Source organism: Ewingella americana ATCC 33852 (genome assembly GCF_000735345.1).
Lineage (GTDB): Bacteria > Pseudomonadota > Gammaproteobacteria > Enterobacterales > Enterobacteriaceae > Ewingella > Ewingella americana.
In genome coordinates this window covers 261,437-281,721 of record NZ_JMPJ01000053.1, presented here as the reverse complement: position 1 = coordinate 281,721, position 20,285 = coordinate 261,437, and the positions used below count along the sequence as shown (strand labels likewise).

Annotated in this window: 28 protein-coding genes; 16 read left to right on the top strand and 12 right to left on the bottom strand. The window is 52.0% G+C overall.

The window, feature by feature from the left end; translation table 11 throughout:
• Nucleotides 1–58 precede the first annotated feature (58 nt).
• The 5 genes from purB to rluE form a co-directional block, all read right to left on the bottom strand.
• On the bottom strand, nucleotides 59–1,429 hold the full coding sequence (gene purB, locus GEAM_RS10865) for an adenylosuccinate lyase (RefSeq protein ID WP_034791328.1): 1,371 nt from the start codon (nucleotides 1,427–1,429) through the stop codon (nucleotides 59–61).
• A gap of 18 nt (nucleotides 1,430–1,447) precedes the next feature.
• A complete protein-coding gene (gene hflD / locus GEAM_RS10860) occupies nucleotides 1,448–2,074 on the bottom strand; it encodes a high frequency lysogenization protein HflD (RefSeq protein ID WP_034791326.1) in 627 nt (208 codons plus the stop codon).
• Between the two features lie 192 nt (nucleotides 2,075–2,266).
• Nucleotides 2,267–3,373: a tRNA 2-thiouridine(34) synthase MnmA gene (gene mnmA / locus GEAM_RS10855; protein WP_034791324.1), complete on the bottom strand. Its 1,107-nt coding sequence runs from the start codon at nucleotides 3,371–3,373 to the stop codon at nucleotides 2,267–2,269.
• A 240-nt stretch (nucleotides 3,374–3,613) separates the two neighbouring features.
• Entirely contained in the window at nucleotides 3,614–4,060 is a 447-nt protein-coding gene (locus tag GEAM_RS10850; RefSeq protein ID WP_034791323.1) for an NUDIX hydrolase, read from the bottom strand.
• Entirely contained in the window at nucleotides 4,053–4,709 is a 657-nt protein-coding gene (rluE, locus tag GEAM_RS10845; protein WP_051899475.1) for a 23S rRNA pseudouridine(2457) synthase RluE, read from the bottom strand. Before rluE ends, GEAM_RS10850 begins: the two co-directional genes overlap by 8 nt.
• 102 nt (nucleotides 4,710–4,811) lie before the next feature.
• On the opposite strand from rluE, the gene icd reads away from it, so the two are divergent.
• Nucleotides 4,812–6,065, top strand: coding sequence for an NADP-dependent isocitrate dehydrogenase (gene icd, locus GEAM_RS10840; protein WP_034791321.1), 1,254 nt, complete (start codon nucleotides 4,812–4,814; stop codon nucleotides 6,063–6,065).
• Between the two features lie 66 nt (nucleotides 6,066–6,131).
• Here icd and GEAM_RS23120 read toward each other — a convergent pair whose 3' ends face one another.
• Nucleotides 6,132–6,323: a hypothetical protein gene (locus GEAM_RS23120; RefSeq protein ID WP_128124474.1), complete on the bottom strand. Its 192-nt coding sequence runs from the start codon at nucleotides 6,321–6,323 to the stop codon at nucleotides 6,132–6,134.
• 278 nt (nucleotides 6,324–6,601) lie between these two features.
• On the opposite strand from GEAM_RS23120, the gene GEAM_RS10835 reads away from it, so the two are divergent.
• The 4 genes from GEAM_RS10835 (at nucleotide 6,602) to cho (ending at nucleotide 9,879) form a co-directional block, all read left to right on the top strand.
• Nucleotides 6,602–6,805: a hypothetical protein gene (locus tag GEAM_RS10835; RefSeq protein WP_034791320.1), complete on the top strand. Its 204-nt coding sequence runs from the start codon at nucleotides 6,602–6,604 to the stop codon at nucleotides 6,803–6,805.
• 218 nt (nucleotides 6,806–7,023) lie between these two features.
• Nucleotides 7,024–7,182, top strand: a complete 159-nt coding sequence (locus GEAM_RS23115; RefSeq protein ID WP_154147297.1) for a hypothetical protein — start codon at nucleotides 7,024–7,026, stop codon at nucleotides 7,180–7,182.
• 243 nt (nucleotides 7,183–7,425) lie between these two features.
• Nucleotides 7,426–9,003, top strand: coding sequence for a sensor domain-containing diguanylate cyclase (locus tag GEAM_RS10830; protein WP_034791318.1), 1,578 nt, complete (start codon nucleotides 7,426–7,428; stop codon nucleotides 9,001–9,003).
• A 27-nt stretch (nucleotides 9,004–9,030) separates the two neighbouring features.
• Nucleotides 9,031–9,879: an excinuclease Cho gene (cho, locus tag GEAM_RS10825; RefSeq protein WP_229333829.1), complete on the top strand. Its 849-nt coding sequence runs from the start codon at nucleotides 9,031–9,033 to the stop codon at nucleotides 9,877–9,879.
• Nucleotides 9,880–9,928: 49 nt separating this feature from the next.
• Here cho and GEAM_RS10820 read toward each other — a convergent pair whose 3' ends face one another.
• Nucleotides 9,929–10,150: a hypothetical protein gene (locus tag GEAM_RS10820; protein WP_034791315.1), complete on the bottom strand. Its 222-nt coding sequence runs from the start codon at nucleotides 10,148–10,150 to the stop codon at nucleotides 9,929–9,931.
• Nucleotides 10,151–10,541: 391 nt separating this feature from the next.
• Between GEAM_RS10820 and GEAM_RS10815 the strand changes: the two genes are divergently transcribed.
• Both GEAM_RS10815 and GEAM_RS10810 read left to right on the top strand, forming a co-directional pair.
• Nucleotides 10,542–10,829: a hypothetical protein gene (locus GEAM_RS10815; protein WP_034791313.1), complete on the top strand. Its 288-nt coding sequence runs from the start codon at nucleotides 10,542–10,544 to the stop codon at nucleotides 10,827–10,829.
• 168 nt (nucleotides 10,830–10,997) lie between these two features.
• Entirely contained in the window at nucleotides 10,998–11,396 is a 399-nt protein-coding gene (locus GEAM_RS10810) for a hypothetical protein (protein WP_034791311.1), read from the top strand.
• A 1-nt stretch (nucleotide 11,397) separates the two neighbouring features.
• Here the strand turns inward: GEAM_RS10810 and GEAM_RS10805 are convergent, their stop codons facing one another.
• The 3 genes from GEAM_RS10805 to GEAM_RS10795 all read right to left on the bottom strand — a co-directional run bounded on the left by GEAM_RS10805 (nucleotide 11,398) and on the right by GEAM_RS10795 (nucleotide 13,770).
• On the bottom strand, nucleotides 11,398–11,616 hold the full coding sequence (locus GEAM_RS10805) for a hypothetical protein (protein ID WP_034791308.1): 219 nt from the start codon (nucleotides 11,614–11,616) through the stop codon (nucleotides 11,398–11,400).
• Between the two features lie 176 nt (nucleotides 11,617–11,792).
• Nucleotides 11,793–13,433, bottom strand: a complete 1,641-nt coding sequence (locus GEAM_RS10800; RefSeq protein ID WP_128124622.1) for an ABC transporter substrate-binding protein — start codon at nucleotides 13,431–13,433, stop codon at nucleotides 11,793–11,795.
• A gap of 145 nt (nucleotides 13,434–13,578) precedes the next feature.
• The gene (locus tag GEAM_RS10795) at nucleotides 13,579–13,770 is read right to left on the bottom strand and encodes a YdfD/YebW family protein (protein WP_034791304.1); all 192 of its coding nucleotides are present in this window, start codon (nucleotides 13,768–13,770) and stop codon (nucleotides 13,579–13,581) included.
• A 215-nt stretch (nucleotides 13,771–13,985) separates the two neighbouring features.
• Between GEAM_RS10795 and GEAM_RS10790 the strand changes: the two genes are divergently transcribed.
• Complete coding sequence (locus tag GEAM_RS10790; protein WP_034791303.1) at nucleotides 13,986–14,231, top strand: DUF2766 family protein; 246 nt, start codon at nucleotides 13,986–13,988, stop codon at nucleotides 14,229–14,231.
• Nucleotides 14,232–14,317: 86 nt separating this feature from the next.
• Here the strand turns inward: GEAM_RS10790 and GEAM_RS10785 are convergent, their stop codons facing one another.
• Complete coding sequence (locus tag GEAM_RS10785; RefSeq protein WP_034791302.1) at nucleotides 14,318–14,554, bottom strand: YobH family protein; 237 nt, start codon at nucleotides 14,552–14,554, stop codon at nucleotides 14,318–14,320.
• A gap of 317 nt (nucleotides 14,555–14,871) precedes the next feature.
• On the opposite strand from GEAM_RS10785, the gene mgrB reads away from it, so the two are divergent.
• From mgrB to cspE, 7 genes are all read left to right on the top strand, one after another.
• Entirely contained in the window at nucleotides 14,872–14,994 is a 123-nt protein-coding gene (gene mgrB / locus GEAM_RS22685) for a PhoP/PhoQ regulatory lipoprotein MgrB (protein WP_434737159.1), read from the top strand.
• Nucleotides 14,995–15,104: 110 nt separating this feature from the next.
• Nucleotides 15,105–15,380 (top strand): YebO family protein, encoded by a 276-nt coding sequence (locus tag GEAM_RS10780; protein ID WP_034791301.1) that lies wholly within the window; start codon nucleotides 15,105–15,107, stop codon nucleotides 15,378–15,380.
• Nucleotides 15,381–15,524: 144 nt separating this feature from the next.
• Nucleotides 15,525–15,827: a phage protein NinX family protein gene (locus GEAM_RS10775; RefSeq protein ID WP_034791300.1), complete on the top strand. Its 303-nt coding sequence runs from the start codon at nucleotides 15,525–15,527 to the stop codon at nucleotides 15,825–15,827.
• A gap of 133 nt (nucleotides 15,828–15,960) precedes the next feature.
• The gene (locus GEAM_RS10770; RefSeq protein WP_034791299.1) at nucleotides 15,961–16,197 is read left to right on the top strand and encodes a DUF4060 family protein; all 237 of its coding nucleotides are present in this window, start codon (nucleotides 15,961–15,963) and stop codon (nucleotides 16,195–16,197) included.
• Between the two features lie 139 nt (nucleotides 16,198–16,336).
• The gene (locus GEAM_RS10765) at nucleotides 16,337–17,326 is read left to right on the top strand and encodes an MBL fold metallo-hydrolase (protein ID WP_034791297.1); all 990 of its coding nucleotides are present in this window, start codon (nucleotides 16,337–16,339) and stop codon (nucleotides 17,324–17,326) included.
• Nucleotides 17,327–18,178: 852 nt separating this feature from the next.
• Entirely contained in the window at nucleotides 18,179–18,295 is a 117-nt protein-coding gene (locus tag GEAM_RS22680) for a DUF2627 domain-containing protein (protein WP_072009888.1), read from the top strand.
• 42 nt (nucleotides 18,296–18,337) lie between these two features.
• Complete coding sequence (gene cspE / locus GEAM_RS10760) at nucleotides 18,338–18,547, top strand: transcription antiterminator/RNA stability regulator CspE (protein ID WP_034791295.1); 210 nt, start codon at nucleotides 18,338–18,340, stop codon at nucleotides 18,545–18,547.
• 71 nt (nucleotides 18,548–18,618) lie between these two features.
• Here the strand turns inward: cspE and GEAM_RS10755 are convergent, their stop codons facing one another.
• Nucleotides 18,619–19,323: a purine nucleoside phosphorylase YfiH/LACC1 family protein gene (locus tag GEAM_RS10755; protein ID WP_034791506.1), complete on the bottom strand. Its 705-nt coding sequence runs from the start codon at nucleotides 19,321–19,323 to the stop codon at nucleotides 18,619–18,621.
• A 146-nt stretch (nucleotides 19,324–19,469) separates the two neighbouring features.
• Between GEAM_RS10755 and rlmA the strand changes: the two genes are divergently transcribed.
• Entirely contained in the window at nucleotides 19,470–20,285 is an 816-nt protein-coding gene (gene rlmA, locus GEAM_RS10750) for a 23S rRNA (guanine(745)-N(1))-methyltransferase (protein ID WP_034791293.1), read from the top strand.

Genomic DNA, 20,285 nt, shown 5'->3' with positions numbered 1-20,285 from the left:
CCCGCAGGTCGCCTGATATCATTGATTTGCGCGATTTACGCGATTTGACGGCAAAAGGCTATTTCAGCTCGTCAACCATCTTCGCCGCACGGCCAATGTAGTTGCCCGGCGTCATGTCTTTCAGACGCACTTTCTCTTCTTCTGGCAGTGGCAGGCCGTCGATGAAGCTGTGCATGCCGGCTTCGTCAACGCGCTTACCGCGAGTCAGCTCTTTCAGCTTCTCATAAGGTTTTTCGATGCCGTAGCGGCGCATCACGGTCTGGATTGGCTCAGCCAGCACTTCCCAGTTGTGATCCAATTCGAAGGCCAGATTGGCTTCGTTGACTTCCAGCTTGCTCACGCCCTTCATGGTTGCCTGATAGGCAATCAGCGCGTAGCCCAAGCCGACGCCGAGGTTACGCAGCACGGTGGAGTCAGTCAGGTCGCGCTGCCAGCGAGAAACTGGCAGTTTGCTGGCCAAGTGTTGCAGCACGGCGTTCGACAGGCCGAGGTTACCTTCGGAGTTTTCGAAATCGATTGGGTTAACTTTGTGCGGCATGGTGGATGAACCGATTTCGCCAGCGATGGTGCGCTGTTTGAAGTGGTTCAGAGCGATGTAGCCCCAGATGTCTCGGTCGAAGTCGATCAGGATAGTGTTGAAGCGCGCCACGCAGTCAAACAGCTCGGCGATGTAGTCGTGCGGCTCGATTTGTGTGGTGTACGGGTTCCAGGTCACGCCCAGAGAGGTCACGAACTCTTCGCTGAATTTGTGCCAGTCAACTTCCGGATAAGCCACGATGTGGGCATTGTAGTTGCCGACCGCGCCGTTGATTTTGCCCAGCACTTCAACCTGTTGCAGCTGTTTGTACTGGCGGTCCATACGGTAAGCGACGTTAGCCAGCTCTTTACCGATAGTGGATGGCGTCGCAGGCTGGCCGTGAGTACGGGAGAGCAGCGGGATGTCGCGGAACTGGTGCGCCAGACCTTTGATGGCATCAATGATTTTCAGCCAGTAAGGAGCAATCACCTCTTCGCGAGCGGTTTTCAGCATCAGCGCGTGGGACAGGTTGTTGATGTCCTCAGAGGTACAGGCGAAGTGGATGAACTCAGACACCGCGTGCAGGGCAGGGATCGCCGCAACTTTTTCCTTCAGGAAGTACTCAACGGCTTTAACGTCATGGTTAGTGGTTTTTTCAATGTCTTTAATGCGCTGGGCATCATTTTCATCAAAATTTGCCACCAACTGGTCAAGGAAAGCGTTTGCGTCAGCATCAAAAGCAGGAACTTCTTTGATTTCTGCGCACGCTGCCAGTTTTTGCAGCCAACGTACTTCAACCTGCACGCGGAATTTCAGCAGGCCAAATTCGCTGAAGATTGCGCGCAGCGCGCTGACTTTATCACCGTAGCGTCCATCAACGGGGGAAACGGCGGTCAGTGAGGATAATTCCATCGGTAGCAACTCCTGGTCTTAACAATGAGCTAAAATATTTTTCGCCTGTTCAAACAAGCGATTACGGGAAAACATCAGTTGCAGGCGTCCACCGCCTACTTGCTGCCACAGCACGGCTGAGCGGATACCCGCCAGCAGCACGGCCCGGACTTTGGCCTGAACCTGAGGGTTTTGCAAAATGGTTGGCGAACCCGTGACTTGAATGCGCGGGCCGACCGGGCTGACGATATCGACATAAATCGCCGCCAGTGAGCTGATAATGGTGTCAGACTCAAGTTCGAAATGGGCCAGCTGACGGTCAAGTTGGTCAAGGCGCTCGCCGAGTTTGTTCATCGCCGCTTTATTGGCATTCAGCTTGCGCTCCAATACCATCAGGCTTAAAGCATAGCGGGTTAATTCCGCGCCCGGCCCCTGACGATTGGCATTGAGCACGCCCAGCAGCGTTTCCAAACCCATCTTCAAATTGGCTTCATTATTGCCGTAGACCGCGAGCGTTGAGGCCGGATTCATCTCCAGCAGGCTGCGCAACGACACTGACATTTCATGCTGTGCACAATGCCCCTCATGGGCTAATTGCTGCACCAGACGTGCTGACTGGCACATTCCGGCCAATGCCAACGTAATGTCATAATAATTTTTAGCCACGTCTACTCCTGTAAGCGTTGTTCGGACACTACCCGGCTGCTGTCATCGACGAGACCCGGCAGGCCAAATCTGAGCCGCAGATCATGCCATAAAATCCTTTTTAAACCCAGTTCGGAATCAGTGCAGATTTACGGACATATTCTGGTCAAAAAAATCGGGACGCATTGGCGTCCCGACTTGATGTTTACTGCGTTACAGCGGATGGCGTTGCTCGATGATGCCGCCGCCGAGGCAGATCTCATCGATGTAGAACACCGCCGATTGCCCCGGCGTCACTGCCGCAACCGGCGCGTCGAAGCGCACGTCGATGCGATCTTCGCCCAGCGGCGTGACGGTGCAGGGGATGTCCTGCTGGCGGTAGCGGGTTTTCACCACGCATCGCAGCGGCTCGGTCAAGGTTTTGCGATCCACCCAGTGAAGCTGTTGAGCAATCAGGCCCACGGACATCAGGCGCGGGTGCTCGCCGCCCTGAGCGACGTACAAAATATTGTTCGCCACGTCTTTGTCCACCACGTACCACGGGTCTTCGCCGCCGTCTTTCTGGCCGCCAATGCCCAGACCTTTACGCTGGCCGAGGGTGTGGTACATCAGACCCTGATGCTGGCCCATGTCCTGACCATCAACACTCTTGATTGGGCCGGGTTGAGCAGGCAAGTAGCGGCCGAGGAAGTCCTTGAACTTACGCTCGCCGATGAAGCAGATCCCGGTGGAATCCTTCTTCTTGGCGGTGATCAGGTCCAGTTCTTCGGCAATGCGGCGCACTTCTGGCTTTTCCAACTCACCCACCGGGAACAGGCTCTGGGCGATTTGGTCAGTGCCCAAGGTGTAGAGGAAATAGCTCTGATCTTTGTTGCCGTCGGTGCCGCGCAGCAGGTGGCTGATGCCGTCAAAGTCTTTACGGCGCACGTAGTGGCCGGTAGCAATGAAATCCGCCCCTAAATCTTCGGCGGCGAATTCCAAGAAGGCTTTGAATTTAATCTCTTTGTTGCACAGGATATCCGGGTTTGGCGTGCGTCCCGCTTTGTACTCTTCGAGGAATAATTCGAACACGTTGTCCCAATATTCCGCCGCAAAGTTGACGGTGTGCAGCTTGATACCCAGCTTGTCACAGACTGCCTGCGCATCGGCGAGGTCAGTGGCTGCGGTGCAATACTCTTCATTGTCGTCCTCTTCCCAATTTTTCATGAAGAGGCCCTCCACCTGATAGCCTTGCTGTTGCAGCAAATAGGCCGATACGGAGGAGTCGACACCGCCGGACATCCCGACGATCACTTTTTTCTGGCTGTTGTCTTCAGACATTGTCATTCCGAATGATTTTACCGAATTGCATAAATAAATTGCCCGACGGGTGGCGCTTTTGACTGACATTTCACTGCCAGAAAGTCACACGAGGATGAAGGCCGCGCGCAACAAAAAAAGTCACTCCGGACCGGACAGAGGGTACTACCTAAAAACTAAGCGCGGGATTTTAGCACGTCAGGCGGCCTGCTGCACCGTCGTTTGGTGCCTCAGGCCATCTGCTCTGGAGAGCGGATTAAGCTAGTTCGGCAGATTAAAATTGGCCAGCAGGTCGAGAGGGTAGCGCGCGCCCTGCTGGTAACAGCGGATGCTCTCGGCCACCAGCGGCGAACGCAGCTGCGTAGAGCTGAGAATTTCCTCCGCGCTGGCCCACACGCAGCCGTCAATATCGCTATCCTGCGGCGCGGTGGCGGGCTGCTGGTCTAAATCAATCACAAAGGCAAAACGCAGGAACGGCGTGCCGTCGGGCGCTTGCCACTGGTGCAATTTCAAGAAGGATTGCGGCTCGGCGTGAATACCCGTCTCTTCGTAGAGTTCGCGTTTCGCTGCGCTGAACAGCGTTTCATCGGCCTCGAGGTGTCCGGCGGGCTGGTTCCAGGTCACTTTGCCATTGACCGTCTCCTCGACAATCAAAAACTGCCCCTGCGATTGCACCACGCAGGCCACGGTAACGTGGGGTTTAAACATCAGAAATCTCCTTCCATTGGCCGGGCTGTAAATCGCTAAGCTGGTACTCGCCCATGCTAAAACGAATCAGACGTAAAGTGGGAAAGCCGACGTGGGCCGTCATGCGGCGCACCTGTCGGTTGCGGCCTTCGAATAAGGTGATTTTCAGCCAGCGGGTTGGAATCGCTTTGCGTTCGCGAATCGGCGGGTTGCGCGGCCACAGCCACTCAGGCTCGGCCACCAACTCCACGCCCGCTGGCAGGGTTTTGCCATCTTTAAGCTCGACGCCTGAACGCAGGGCGCTAATGGCCGCGTCATCAGGTTCACCTTCCACCTGCACATAATAGACCTTGCCGGTGCGTTTGCCCGGCTGAGTTAACGCGGCTTGCAGTTTGCCGTCGTTGGTCAGCACCAATAAACCTTCGCTATCCCGGTCCAGCCTGCCTGCGGCGTAGACACCTGTTAATGAGATGTAGTCTTTTAGCGTGGCGCGTCCGGCTTCGTCAGTAAACTGCGGCAGCACATCGTAAGGTTTATTGAACAATAGCACTTTTCGTGGCGCATTTTGTTCGGGACGAACCCTGTCAGGCCGCTTGCTGAAACGTTTAACGTGGTGATTTTTAACAGACATTGTTCTCACAGACATTGAGATAAAAGATAATTGGCGCATTATACGTGAAAACCGTTTCGGATTGGCGCGGGGCGATTATTGAAGTAATATCGACCCGCATCTTACAAATTTTTAACAAAAATGCGCTCGAAGGAGAGGTTAATGGAAAGCAAAGTAGTTGTTCCGGCTGAAGGTAAGAAGATCACAGTTGACGCCCAGGGTAAACTGAACGTTCCTAATAATCCTATTATCCCGTTCATTGAAGGCGACGGTATTGGCGTTGACGTGACCCCAGCCATGATCAAGGTTGTGGATGCGGCGGTTAAAAAAGCCTACAACGGCGAACGCAAAATTTCCTGGATGGAAATCTACACCGGTGAGAAATCGGTTGACCTGTACGGTAAAGACGTATGGCTGCCAGAAGAGACTCTGGACCTGATTCGTGATTACCGCGTGGCTATCAAAGGCCCACTGACTACCCCAGTCGGCGGCGGTATTCGCTCCCTGAACGTTGCCCTGCGCCAGCAGCTTGACCTGTACATCTGCCTGCGTCCGGTTCGTTACTACACCGGCACGCCAAGCCCGGTTAAACGCCCAGAAGACACCGACATGGTTATCTTCCGCGAGAACTCCGAAGACATCTACGCGGGTATCGAGTGGAAAGCCGGTTCTGCTGAAGCAGACAAAGTGATCAAGTTCCTGCAAGACGAAATGGGCGTGAAGAAAATTCGCTTCCCACAAGATTGCGGTATCGGCATCAAGCCTTGTTCTGAAGAAGGCACCAAGCGTCTGGTTCGCGCGGCTATCGAATACACCATCACCAACGATCGTGATTCCCTGACTTTGGTTCACAAAGGCAACATCATGAAGTTCACCGAAGGCGCGTTCAAAGACTGGGGTTACCAGTTGGCACGTGAAGAATTCGGCGGTGAGCTGATCGACGGCGGCCCATGGGTGAAAATCAAGAACCCAAACAACGGCAAAGACATCATCATTAAAGACGTAATCGCTGATGCATTCCTGCAACAGATCCTGCTGCGTCCGGCTGAATACGACGTTATCGCCTGTATGAACCTTAACGGTGACTACATCTCCGACGCCCTGGCGGCGCAGGTTGGCGGTATCGGTATCGCACCGGGTGCAAACATCGGTTCCGATTGCGCACTGTTCGAAGCAACCCACGGTACTGCACCTAAGTACGCAGGTCAGGATAAAGTGAACCCAGGTTCCATCATCCTGTCCGCAGAAATGATGCTGCGTCACATGGAGTGGTTCGAAGCCGCAGACCTGATCGTTAAAGGTATGGAAGGCGCGATCGCGAACAAAACTGTGACTTACGATTTCGAACGTCTGATGGACGGCGCGAAACTGCGTAAATGCAGCGAGTTCGGCGACGACATCATTTCCAACATGTAATTTGCTGGAATGAATGAGAAAAGGAGCCTTAGGGCTCCTTTTTTAATGTTCCAAATCCGCAGTTTTCTACCGGTCCACAATGGCGCTGCCCTGATACCAAGACCCGCAGCTGGTGACTTGGCCGTTGGCGATGGTGCAGCTGTAGTAGCTGCCATCACTTTGTTGAACAACTGCCGAACCTTGAGACCAGCTTCGACAACTGGTGACCTGTCCATTACTGATAGTACAGTCACTATAAGCGCCATCAGATTGTTTCACGGGCTGTGAGTCTGACTGAGCCCATCCTGCGCAGAAAGTGACTCGGCCGTTAGCTATTGTGCAATTTTCATAGGCCGCCATGCTTGAGAAGCTGGTTAATAGCAATGCCATAAAAGTCATTTTTTTCATTCTCTGTCCCTATTTTAATCAGCCATGCGTTATCAAAGGCTATTCAGTAATACTATCGTGGGCCCGCCTATAAATGTATAAAAACACCTTGTTAAGAATATTCCTATGATTAAAATTCATATTCTTTATAAACAGGAGTTTATTGTTAAATGAAAGCTTTATGGGTAATTGCTGCAATTTGCGGCGTAATTGGCTTCTTCCAAGGCATTATTGCCGTATTCGGCGCAAACAGTGCACCTCAGCAAGCAGCTGGAGCCGCCATGGGTCTCGCGTGGGCTGTCATACCTTATTGCATCTGCCGTGCAATTCAGCAGATGAAGCCACAACAGGTTGTCATTAAAAAAGACGAATAATAAAAGCACTACAAATACTCGTCTTTTAATTAGCCGCCACAGGGCGGCTTTTTTATGGATTAGCGTTTTCTCGACAACACGGCCCCCTCAATTCCGTTGTGCCATAGCCAGCACGGCGGGGATCAATACCCAGTCATTGTTCAAAGGGTTAACTTGTACCTGCAAGTTATAGATTCATTTGCAAATCATCTGGTTCATAACAAATTGTGAGGTTCAAAATGAACAATATCTTTAGTGGTTTTGATGCGGCGGCATTAGCTGAAGCATTCGGTGTTGAAATAGAAACAGCTGTTAAACTGCAACAGGAAAGCACTAAGCAAGGTACCTTGCTTTCAGCAGTGCAAGGCCTTGTTGGTTTGCCGCCAATCCATATTTGATACGCTGAAATTTAGGCTGGGACGTTTACAGCATTTAATATAAATAGAAGCCGCCTTCGGGCGGCTTCTTACTCCACACCAGCGGGCAATAACGGCCCTCTGGGCGAGGGCGCTTTTAAATGTCTGCATTAAGTCTGTTTCCTACCCGTATCTGCTGATTTTAAGGATTTTTCCAGCGTGCTCCTTGTGAAGCGTAACGGGCAATGGTAAACATGAGCCACTTTTTTCCCCGGGGCTATTTTCTTGTCACTCTCAACCTTTTTCAGCGCCTTTTTCCGTCTCGATCTTCGCCGTCTGATCCTGATTTTGGCCGTGACAAGTGCCTTCGTGACGCTGGCGAACAGTTTTTACGCCAGCTATAGCGTGCAGCGCCAATTGCTGATTGATAACACGCTGGAAGCTAATCGGGTGTACGCCACTAAGCTGGCGTCGAGTACCGAACTCTTAATCCGCAGCATGCAAAAGCAGCTGTTTTATAGCAGCCGTATTGCCGCCGAGCATTTTGACGAGCCGGCGATTTTGCAGGCCGAAACTGCCCGCCTTAAATACCAAAGTGACAGCTTTAACTCGGTAGTGATCACTGACGCCCACGGGCTGATCCGCGCCACCTCGCCAGACAGTTTGCAACTGATGGGCCGCACTATCGCCACTCCGGGCTCGGTCGAGGCGCTGAAGAAGAGGCGGCCGCTTGTTAGCAAGCCCTATATTTCCGCGGCCAATAATCTGGTTATCAATATCTCCACGCCGATTGTCACCCCTGATGGCCGCTATCGTGGCTATATTGGCGGCACCATTTACCTTAAGCAGAAGAGCATTCTTAACGAACTGCTGGGCGAGCATTATTATCGCGATGGTTCTTACATTGCGGTGGTCGACAGCGATCGCCGCGTGCTCTATCACCCAAACATGGGCAATATCGGCAAAGTCATGCCGCCGCGCCCGATCACCGACGTGGTGAAGAAAGCGGAAAACGGCAGTTTGGTGATGGAGAATTACGCGGGTGAAGCCGTGCTGGCGGGCTACGCGCGGGTCCCTTCGACCGGCTGGGAGATAGTGACGCTGCGCCCAACCGACTCCACCCTCAAGCCGTTGCAAGGTCTGATGTTTAAAGTGCTGCGCCATCTGACGCCGTTGGCGCTGGTGACACTGTTCTGCGTCTGGCTGCTGTCGCGGCTGATTGCCCGGCCTCTGCGCCAGCTGGCCCGCAGCGCCAATGAGATGGATAAGCCCGACGTTTCCAACAATATTCGGCTGATCCCCGACTGGTATTTTGAAGTCACCCAGCTGAAACGCGCGCTGCTGGTGGGCATCAGCCTGCTGCAAAAGAAAATCGGTAAGTTGAAGTTTGAGGTGCAAACCGACCCGCTGACCGGGCTGTTTAACCGGCGCGGGCTGGCGACGGCGCTGGAATATATTCAGCAGATGAAGCTGAGTTTCTCGGTGATCGCGCTGGATATCGACCACTTTAAAAAGGTCAATGACACCTATGGTCACGACGTCGGCGATGAAGTGATCAAGCAGCTTGCCCAGCAGATCCGCGCCAGTTCGCGCGATAGCGATATTCTGTGTCGCAACGGCGGCGAGGAGTTTTTGATGGTGCTGCCGGGCACCGGGCTTGACGTGGCGGCGCAGATTGCCGAGCGTTTACGCGGCCTAGTGGCCGAAATGGATATCGTGGATATTGATAAGATAACTATTTCTCTCGGGGTCGCTGGTGGGGCGTCGAACAAAAATCACGCAGAGAAAGTATTGAAAAAGGCCGACGAAGCCCTGTATCTTGCCAAGCAGGAAGGGCGAAACCGCGTGATTGTGTCGTCCTAATGGCAATACAGAGATAAGTGAGAGCGTTTGAGGAATTTGTCCCGCAGCGAGTTTGCCGCTGAAATTTACCAATATCCCGAGCACCTGCGCGACAGTCTGGCGCAGCTGCCATCTTCTCCCGGCGTATATATTTTCCACGGTGTGAGCCAGCAGATGCCGCTCTACATCGGCAAAAGCGTCAATATCCGCACTCGCGTGATGTCCCATTTTCGCGCCAAAGACGAAGCCCGCATGCTGCGGCAGACCACCCATATCTCCTTTGTCGAAACGGCGGGGGAGTTGGGTGCGCTGCTGACTGAAGCGCGGATGATCAAAGAGCAGCAGCCGCTGTTTAACAAAAGGCTGCGCCGTTCCAAACAGCTCTGCTCATTGCATATTCAGGAAGGCAAGGTGGCGGTGGCTTACGCCAAGGAGATTGACTTCTCCAGCACGCCGGGGCTGTTTGGGCTGTTTGCCAATCGCACCGTGGCGCTGGAAAAGCTGCGCCAGTTGGCGGATGAGCAAAAGCTCTGTTATGGCGTTTTGGGCATTGAGAAGCTGGCTAAAAATCGCGCCTGTTTTCGCTACAGCCTGAAACGCTGCGCCGGAGCTTGCTGCGGCGCAGAGTCTCTCGAGGAGCATCAACAGCGGCTGGAAGCCTCATTGGCGTCGTTGCGACTGCACTGTTGGAACTGGCCGGGGCGAATTGCCATTGTTGAGAAAGGGTCGAGCTTCACCCAGTACCATATTGTTCAGGACTGGTTCTATCTCGGCACCGTGGATTCGCTGCAAGATGAGGAGAGCCTGCAAAAAGTCTCCACTTATTTTGACAGCGACGGCTACAAGATCCTCTGCAAGCCGCTGCTGGATGGCCGTTTCGAGACTATTCAGCTGTAGCCAAATATAAGTGCTGAAAATAATCAGGGAGCCGAGGCTCCCTGAGTTTTTATGATTTGTTGGCCGCGGTCTGCGCCTTTTCTTCTTTCGCCTTGGCGGCTAAGTGATGCCCGACGGCACAGCCCGCCACGGCGCCCAACACGGCATGGTGCTTGAGATGCCCGGCTGCCGCACCCACCGCAGCGCCTTTCAGGCAGCCATCGGCATGAGCCAAAGTGCTGACTGACAACATCATGGTCAGGGCCAGAGTGTAAATCGTTTTTCTTGTCATAAATTCATCCCACCACGCTAAACAATGAATGCGAAACCTGCGCTGAAAATGTCATACCGCGACCGGATATTCTATGGGGGTATCTGTAACCAGTTGCTGCATTTGTTACCTGTTTGGCGGCGCAATTAGCACAACACGTCTGCAAGCCGCACCGCCTGAGCGTTGGGTGAGTTGAGCCGGGCAGGGAGTTGGTTACAGCTAGGCGATGGCGCGCGATGAGATGCTAAACGGTTGAATATTGGTTTAATCATCGGGCGGGCTAGCGCGAGGATTTCAACAGTTTTATCAGCACTTTTGCACGCTCTGCTAAACTTATCAGTAGACTCAGTGCAATAACGCGCTTGTCAGATATTTCACCGGGTCGCCTTCACCAGAACAGAAGGATATCGCTATGTCTGAACATGACCTTTTGCAGTCTCTGGTAGCCCGCATCGAGGCACTCGAGCAGCGCGAAAAGCAGCTGACCTATGCCTCCAACGCCTATCAAGCCATCCTGACCACTTTGCTGGGAAATCTGGATAAAGAGACCCGCGACAGAGTGATTATGATGGTGGATCAGGCTCATGATATTGCCTATGCCCGCGCTAATCTGGAGCAGAAAGGCAATATATTGGGAACTGATGACATCACTCAGCGGATATTCCTGTTTGCGCAAGGACGTGCTGCACAGTCTAAATAGGGCCGGATGCCACGTTATTGCGCAGTTTATTCCTTCCTTCTCTCGCCGTAAGGAGAGGGAATAGATAAACTGCGCTCCTTCAATACTGATGTTCTCATTAAAGTGCCTGTCCACGTGCGTGGTCGGGCGTTTAGTGTGTGGATCAAGCCCGTGGAGTAGAGGCAAAAAATGCAAAATTTTATTCTGTTTTATCAGTTGATCAGGGCGGCGCAAATTAGCGCTTTGCCGAGATCGGTTGAGTTTGATTCTCTGGAAATAGTAAATCTGGCGCTGCACAACGGCCAATTTGGTGAAAGCAGGATCGGCTGGACGCTAGATAAAGAAGCCAATGAAGAGCCGCCGAGCAGCATGTTTGCCGCCGTACCGAACTATGACTATTTCTTTCTTGATGCGCAGGGCGAAAGGGTGGAAGAGCCGGGGCTGGACGGCCGCGAACTGATTATCGACTTCGAGGCGACGCTGAATTGGATGGTGATGAATGGCTATCTGTACGGCGAGAAAGGCAATTACGTGGTGCTGGATAAGTGCTTACGCACCCTGACACCAGAGGTGGCGCTGTCCGCCTGAGTTAATTTCTCACCCGATTGGTTTTAAGCATATTAATAGCCGCGCCCAATAGGATGCGGCTTTTTACATTTTGCGTGCTGCCCAATTGGCCGTCGAGATAACCTACCAGCGCGTCATTGCTCAAATACTCTCCGCGATGATGCAAATGGATCACCGCGTCGCCAATGATGCGTGAAACCTCATCCCAGAGGGGTTGGATTTCACTTTCCGATAATTTCATCTCTCCTCCCGACTGTGTGATTTTTCTCCAATTTAACATCTGGGCGCGATGAGGCAAGCCCCGATGTGTGGAGAAATATGAACTTTTCGCGATAGGAATGAGCAAGAGAGGGAAGGGAAGTCCGGCGTCGCGGCAGGCTTTGGGCCACCACAACGCCGGTTAACGGCGGTGAAAAATTAGTGCTTAATCACGTACAAATCTTTGGTGTAAATGTAGCCCAGCGGGCTTTGGTTGTCGTAACCGCCAATGAACGGTTTCACCAGTTTGGCGCTGACATATTGGTACAGCGGGATCACCGGAACCTGCTCAGACAGCACGTCTTCAGCCTGCTGGTAGAACTCACCGGCCTGTGCTTTGTCTTTCGCCGTTAGGGCGTCGTCCAGCGCTTTGTCATAGGCGGCGTTGCTGAATTTCGAGGAGTTCTCGCTGTCGCCGGTGCGCAGGGTATTCAGGAAAGTGGATGGCTCATTGTAGTCGGCGATCCAAGCCATGCGTACCGCCTCGAAGTTACCTTGGCGTTTGGTGTCGAGCATGGTTTTCCACTCTTGGTTTTGCAGCGTGGCATCAACGCCCAGATTTTTCTTCCACATGGAGCTGGCGGCGATGGCGATACGCTGGTGGGATTCTGATGTGTTATACAGCAGATTGAATTTCAATGGTTTAGACGGACCATAGCCCGCTTCGCTGAGTAATTTTTTGGCTTCGGCAACACGCTGCTCTTGGCTCATCTCTTGGTATTTGCTTTTCTTGAAGTCAAAGCCGCCGGTCTCATCCGGGACAATGCTCCACGCAGGCTTCTGCCCCTGACCCAGAACTTTACCGGCAATAATGTCTTTATCTAAGGCGAGGTTGAGGGCTAAACGCACGCGCGCATCGTCAAACGGCGGCTTGGTGACATTCAGCGCATAGTAATAAACGCCTAGTTTAGGGCCGACATGCACCTGCGAGCCCAACTGTTTTTTCAGCGCGGCGAATTGGATTTCAGGCACGGTCGAGGTGATATCGATTTCACCGGCCTTATAACGGTTGACGTCGGCGGTGCCGGAAACAATCGGCAGGTAGGTGACTTTGTTAATGACGGTGTGTTGGTTATCCCAGTAATTCGGGTTGCGAACGGAGACGACGCGCTCGTTAACGGTCCAGCTATCCAACTTGAAAGGCCCGCTGCTGACTAAATTACCCGGCTGGGTCCACTTGTCGCCAAATTTTTTGATGGCGGCTTCCGGCAGTGGGAACAACGTCGGGTGCGCCGCCATACCGAGGAAGTAGGAGATAGGCTGGTCCAGCGTCACTTCGACGGTGTGTGCGTCGAGGGCTTTCACACCCAGCGTGTCAGGTTTCTTTTTACCGTCGGTAATGTCAGCGGCATTGAGAATATGCATGCTGCTCGGGTAGGTGGCATACGGTGAACCAATGGTTGGGTCCACTAAACGTCGCCAGCTGAATACCACGTCTTCGGCAGTGATCGGCGAGCCGTCGGACCATTTCAGGTCTGGACGCAGATGGAAGGTCCACACGGTATTGTCTTTATTGTCCCAGCTAGCCGCCAGAGAGGGGTGGGGATTACCTTTATCATCAATGCTCACCAGCCCGGCGAACAGGTCGGCGATGATGTTGAATTCAATGTCGCTGGAGACTTTGTGGGCATCAAGGGAAGCCGGTTCAGTGCCGTTGTTACGCACAATTTCTTGTTTAGCGGCCAATTCCACGCCAGCGGGCACTTGTGCGGCCAAGGCGGGAATTGAGGAAAGGAAGGTACTGGAAATTAAGAGTGCCAGAGGGATCTGCTTGAAAATCGCTTTACGTTTTTGCTGCATCATTGCCATCTCCTGTCCTGTTAATATAGTTAAATATCAATAAGTAACAGGATAGTCATACCTTTGGTCGATACGTTTGGCAATACATATGTCAGATTTATGTTAGAGCTGTTACAAGAACAGGACAATATAGTGTGATCACCCTCTAAAAGTCAGCATTCTCTCGGGCAGGCAGGTAGTAGCCGTCAATAAAATCTTCCAGCGGATAGCATCCGGCGTGGCGCAAACCTTCCTGGCGCATAGCTACTATGCATTGTTGTTTGGTATCAAAGGCATCGATAGCGAGGTCGTCGCAGCCACCACCGAGATAGCAAATGGTCAATACAAGCGCGAACATAACATCTCCTTTTTGCTCCGCTGAATAAAGCATAGAAGATCTGCGGCGATAACCACAGTTGCACTGAATTGATTGCCGAGAATTTAAACATTTCGCTCATTCTCAAGGCAGATAAACCACCGTCGGGGTAAAATAAGCGGCCCGGCATGCTATTCTGGCGGCCAAATTTTTTAGCCGAATGTACTTAAATTGCGTGCATGCAAAGAGGAATTTCCATGTCCGAGCTTTTAACCCAAGAACAAGAGTACGCGTCTGACTTAGTGGCCTGTCAGCTGGTCATTAAGCAAATTTTGGATGTGATCGACGTGATTGCGCCGACCGAAGTGCGCGACAAGATGTCACACCAGCTGAAAAGCATCGATTTTTCACGCCATCCGGCGGGCGCTGATCCCGTCACCAAGCGCGCTATCGAAAAAGCCATCGCGCTGATTGACCTAAAATTCACCAAGCACGACAGCTAATTTTCTTGCATAAGGCTGAGCCTCAGGCAAGAAAAATGCCCACCTTGGTGGGCATTCTGTTAACGCATTTGAGGTGGAAGTCAGAACTATTTTTTGTCGACCACTTCGTCTATTTGTTTGAATATCGGGCACTTAGCCACGCCAACGATGCCGCTATCGGTATGCAGATACTGAGAATCAACAATACCTCGCGCCGTTAAGTACTGACACTTCAGACCCAGTCCCGCCGCATTTTCGCTGCTTCCCACGGTGACGCCATAACCCGAGAAGAGGAAAATTGCATAAATAATCACCAAAACAATAATGGCTTTAATAGCACCCATCTGCTGCCTTCCTTTTTTTGTGCTCCCTGAGCAGTCTCAGGGTATTGATAAGTATAGATGTAAGAAGGATTTCGTCGCTATGGACGCCGGCAAAATCCAGTGCATTCCTAGAATCAATGGTTCTGACTTAGTAATATGTGCTGCTTATGACCACAGGGCAAAGTTGTTAATATTTTGTTTAAGGTCGATGGCGTAGCATAACTCTATGAATCATTAAGCGTTGGAAGCTGACGTTGAGCTCTGATAAACCCGATACCAAACGGAAGAAACCGACCATAAAACCTAAACGATCTTTCTTTAACCTGAAGAGACTTAGCCTGATTTTAGCGCTTCTGGTTATCTGCATCGCGCTCTATCTTCTGGCATTGAACAGCTACTGCGATCAAGGTGGAAACTTTGAACTCGGGGTCTGCTCGGTGACATCTTTCATTCCCTGGTAATTTCCCCGCCAACCGCCGCGAAAAGTGGCTTGTTTTTGGCATCGGCTCTTCCCAGTATTCAGCGGAATGGTAAGATACGTGCTCGTTAAAATTTAGCTGTAGGGTTGTCAATGTTCGATCTCGCAATGGGCCAATCCAGCCTGGCCTCATTGGTGCTGTGTGTTTTGTTTATTCTGCTATTTTTGCTGCTGTGGTTTGTGGTCAACCGCGCCAGCGTCAGAGCTAATCAGCAAATTCAGCTTTTACAGGAAATCGCTGAACAGCAGCGCCAACAAACGGAGCTGTTAAAAATTCTTGCTGCGCAGGTTAAGGGGCCAACAGCTCCGACAGAGCCTGAGGAAGAGGATTCCGTGCTCAGCCTGCGGGGCTTTATCCCCGAAAGATAAGCGTTTGGATTGATGCTTTTGATCTAACCTAAGCCCGCCGGTATCACTACCCGCGGGCTTTTCTTTGTTTCCGATTTGGCTTTCATAAAACTGTCTTAATTCTGTCGTAGTCTCAGGGCAACAACGATACCCGATGGAATGACGATGATTAAATGGTCTGAAGAGAACGACAGCGAACTCAACCACAATATTGCCTTGCTGACCGGCGAAGAGCCTGACAAATGGTATCCCTACGGCGGCGTCAAAGGTAAAGACTATTGCAATAACCCTTCCGATGCTTGGCCCATAATCTGCGCCAACAAAATTAGCCTTAATGTCACTGAACAGCCGGGGGATACCCGTTGGTCTGCGCAAATTCAAAGCGAGCAGGGACATTGGCATGCCGATAGTCACCGGCCACTGCATGCTGCAATGGTCTGTTTCTTGTTAAGTAAAACTTGCGCGTAATAAAAAGCGCGGAGATACTCATTCTGTAACAAAGTTGCAAAGAAGTGATTCGAATAAGCATCGCGCAAAGCGATGCGTATCAAGTGATTAATGTTTCCTCATTTTGACAGTTGTGTCTAAGGCGGAGTCCATTATGAAGCGCATCATTAAAGGTGATACAAATCTCTCCCATCTGGTGGTTGCCCACGCAGCCATCGACAGTCACGAAAAAGCCTATGGCACGCGACGCCAAGGCTGGCCCTCAACGTATCTCATTAAATACAAAGACTCTCGTGTGGCGGTAGAAGTGGTTACCCGCCGGCAATCTTACGTTGCTACCCTAATGATTGGAGCCAGAAATCTCACCAAACTTTGTGCAGACGCTGCTTGAGTAAAGTCCTGTCACGAATGTTGCAGTAAAACTTTGTACATACTACTGTCTATTCACACCCAAACCGCGATGAGGCCAGCCTTCATCGCGGTTTTTACTTCCCCATAAGTAAGCTGTCTGCGTAATTTGAAGGAACATTATGGCTATTAAAAATCCCTATTATGATGCGTCTAAACCGCACCATACGCCGGAAGGGTTTACCAATCCTGAACCTCATAATCGACAGGACGGCGATCTCAAGCGCTGGCAGCGCGAGCGCAAAGAGCAGCAGTTGCCCAAGCCGCCGCACCGTGGCTATGAGCACTTTATTTCCCAGTGGTGGCAGAAGGCCGAGTTCAGCGGCAGCGAGGATCGCCTATGGTTCCTGGGTCACGCCTGTCTGCTGCTGCGCATTGCAGGCAAAACCGTGCTGATGGACCCGGTGCTCTCTGCTCGCGCCTCGCCGCTGAAATTCTACGGCCCGAAACGCAAGACGCCGGTAAGCGCCGACGTCGCGGATTTGCCTCACATTGACTATGTGCTGCTGTCCCACAATCACTACGATCATCTGGATAAGCCGACCATAAAAAGGCTGCTGCGTCGCTTCCCCGAGCTGGAGTTTATTGTGCCGCTGGGCATGAAGCGTTGGCTGATACGCCAAGGCGCGCGCCACGTCACCGAGCTGGACTGGTGGCAGGAGCACAGCATCGGCGGGCTGAATTTCCACGCGGTGCCAGCTCGCCACTGGAGTATGCGAACCCTGTGGGACCGAAATCGCTCGCTGTGGTGTGGCTGGGTGGTGACCAGTGCCGACCTGCGTTTCTACTTCTCCGGCGACAGTGGTTATAGCAACCAATTCAAAGTTATCGGCGACAAGCTGGGGCCTTTCGATTTGGCGGCTATCCCGGTTGGCGCGTATGCACCACGATGGTTCATGAGTGCGCAGCATATGGACCCGCAGCAGGCGGTCGAGGTTTTCTCAGAAATAAAATGTCGTAAAGCCGTGCCAATTCATTGGGGCGTGTTTGAATTAGCCGATGAATCATTGGATGAGCCTTTGCAGGAATTAGCACAGGCTACGCAAAACAATGCTGAAATTGCCTCGCGTTTTTATCCATTGAAAATTGGGCAGAGCATTCTGCCCGAGTGAAATATGTGCAGTATTAGCGCCTTATTGACGGGAGGGCCTCCTCCCGTCACTGCTGATTTTCCTTGCAAGCATCTGTCCAAGTCACCCGCCACGTCTACACCTCGCGGCGAAAGCCGCCGTAAGGGCAGGGGCTAAACGCGGATGAAGGGTGAAAAATGCCTCTTAGCTCTCGTTTCCCACTAGAATAGAAAATGAATTCGTGATGTCGATCACTGTAAATGGTTTATTAAAATAGAAACCAGATTTCGGGTTTAAACATACTTCAATTAATTGTGGTTATATAATCAACAGTAATTTAACCGTCTGGTCATCATTATTTCATCATAATGTTAAATACTCGAAACAGGCACTATTCCCATATTGACCCTGCCGCTATTTGCCCCTGAAATTAATCCAACTAATTTTCAAGCGTTATTAGTTGGAATAGAATTGTTTGCTCGCTTGCGGTGCAATAGATAACGGGCGACACAATGAAATGCACCAACGCCTGCCAGCACGCCCATTTTGATGAATGCATAACCAATCATAGGCAAGCGTTGCGGCGCAGTCCTCTCAGTACTTCATGGCATATCTTAAAAGATAAAAATTCAAATAAAGTTGTCTTTTACGCTTATCGTTCGGCATTAAATGATCAATAATCGGGGCAAGTCGTTATTGTTTTGAATCAAAGACAGGCTTCACTGTTAAGCAGAAAAAAGCATGTCTATCAACATATTTCAGCTTAGCCTAACGGCAACCGGCTTTAACCGACTCAAATATGTGCGACAGGTCCATCACTGATTAAAAATGGCTTGCCATCGAAATCAGTTTATGTGATAACGCATATGGGTAAAACGAGGTACGGTTCTGTATATGTGTGGCATTTTCAGTAAAGAAGACCTGAGTAAAAACGTTATCGTTGAACACTGCTTCTCTGCCGATTTATATCTTAGTGCCTCAAGCAGTAACGACTCTAGTTTGTCTATGTAACGCCAATAGGCGGCTTTAAACAATCCAAAGGAAATACTCAAGATGGCAAAGATTAAAGGTCAGGTTAAGTGGTTCAACGAGTCTAAAGGCTTCGGTTTCATCACTCCTGCTGACGGCAGCAAAGACGTATTCGTACACTTCTCTGCCATTCAGGGTAACGGCTTCAAAACTCTGGCTGAAGGCCAGAACGTTGAGTTCGAAATCCAAGACGGCCAGAAAGGCCCGTCTGCTGTTAACGTGAATGCAATCTAAGCAGCGTCAGCTGTGAAAAAAACCCGCCATGTGCGGGTTTTTTTGTATCTGAAATCTGAGGCTAGCCAGCATCACTCTGGCAAAATAATAATCCCCGATTGCTGATTGCGGCCGCTGATCCCCGGGTGCGTTGGGTCTTTGGCGCGCTGGTGGCTGTTGCGGCGAAAGCTGGTGTATTTAAAGCTGCCGTCCTGCACGGTGCTGCAGATGGTGCAGCCGCCAGCATGGTCAATGGCGGCGAAGCCCAAACGCTCGAGCTTGGCCTGAGCAATCGCCGCGAGGTCAAGATGGCGCGGGGAAGGGGAGATAAGCGCGGGCGGCAGGTCCACGTCGCGCAGGAACTCATCCACCAGCTCTTGGCTGACTTCATAACAGCAGGCGCGCGCCGCCGGGCCAATAGATACCAGCCAATCCTCCACGATGCCGTCCTGATGAATACGCTCGGCCATTTTCTCAATAATCCCCGCTTTCAGCCCACGCCAGCCAGCATGAACCACGCCCACGCGGCGACCGTCCTGACGGCTAAAAATCAGCGGCAGGCAGTCGGCGCTGAACACGGTTAATAGAATGCCGGGTTGAGAAGTATAGAAGCCGTCAGCTTCGCCGCAGGGCTGGGCGGGGTGGCTGATATCCACGATGCGGGTGCCGTGTACCTGTTTTTTCTGCGGCCGGGTCGGTTCGAACTCGGCCAAAACCTCGGGTATCAGGGCGCGCTTGCTGCCAAAGCCGTGGCGGATCCCAGCTATCTGGCTGATTAACGCCGAAATGTCAGTCATATAAACCACGTCAAATAAGTAAAACGTCGAAGGCTCAGTGTAGCTGGATTTTTCCTTTCCACGCCAGCGGTTGCAACTCTCCGGTGCGTTCTTTAGACTTGGCGGCATTCTGCCTGCGGGCACCGCGAATTCCCCTTAGGATCTTCATGAGTTATCAATGTCCTCTTTGCCATCAGGCACTTACGCTTAACGATCGCCAGTGGCGCTGCCCGCAAAATCATCAGTTTGATAATGCTAAAGAAGGCTATGTCAATTTGATGCCCGTACAGCATAAGCGTTCGAAGCAGCCGGGAGACAGCCCGGAGATGATGGAGTCGCGCCGCCGGTTCCTCGACGCGGGTCACTACCAGCCATTGCGTGACCTTGTGGCGCAGAAGCTGGATGAGTCACTGCCAGCAGAGGCCTCGACGCTGTTGGACATAGGCTGTGGCGAGGGCTATTACACCGCTGAGGTGGCTCGTCGTCTAAGCCAGCTGCGCGCAATTGAAGTCTATGGCTTGGACGTCGCCAAAGTGGCTATCCGCAACGCCGCTAAACGCTATCGCGAGGTGAATTTCTGCGTGGCCTCCAGCCATCGCCTGCCGTTTGCCGACCAGTCGCTTGACGCCGTGCTGCGTATTTATGCCCCGTGCAAGGCAGAAGAGCTGTATCGCGCCGTTAAGCCCGGCGGGCTGGTGATGACCGTCGCGCCGGGGCCGCGTCATTTATATCAGTTGAAAGGGCTTATCTATTCGCAGGTGCAGCTGCACGCCGAGTTGGATGAACAGCTAGAAGGGTTTGAGCGGGTGAGTCAGGAGACGCTGGCCTATCCGATGATGCTAAACGGCAGCGAAGCTTTTGATTTACTGCAAATGACGCCCTTTGCGTGGCGGGCTACCGAAGAAGTTAAAGCGGCGCTGCTGGCTGAGACGTCGTTCTCCTGTGAAACCGACTTCCTCATTAGGCTGCATCGCCGCCTGTAG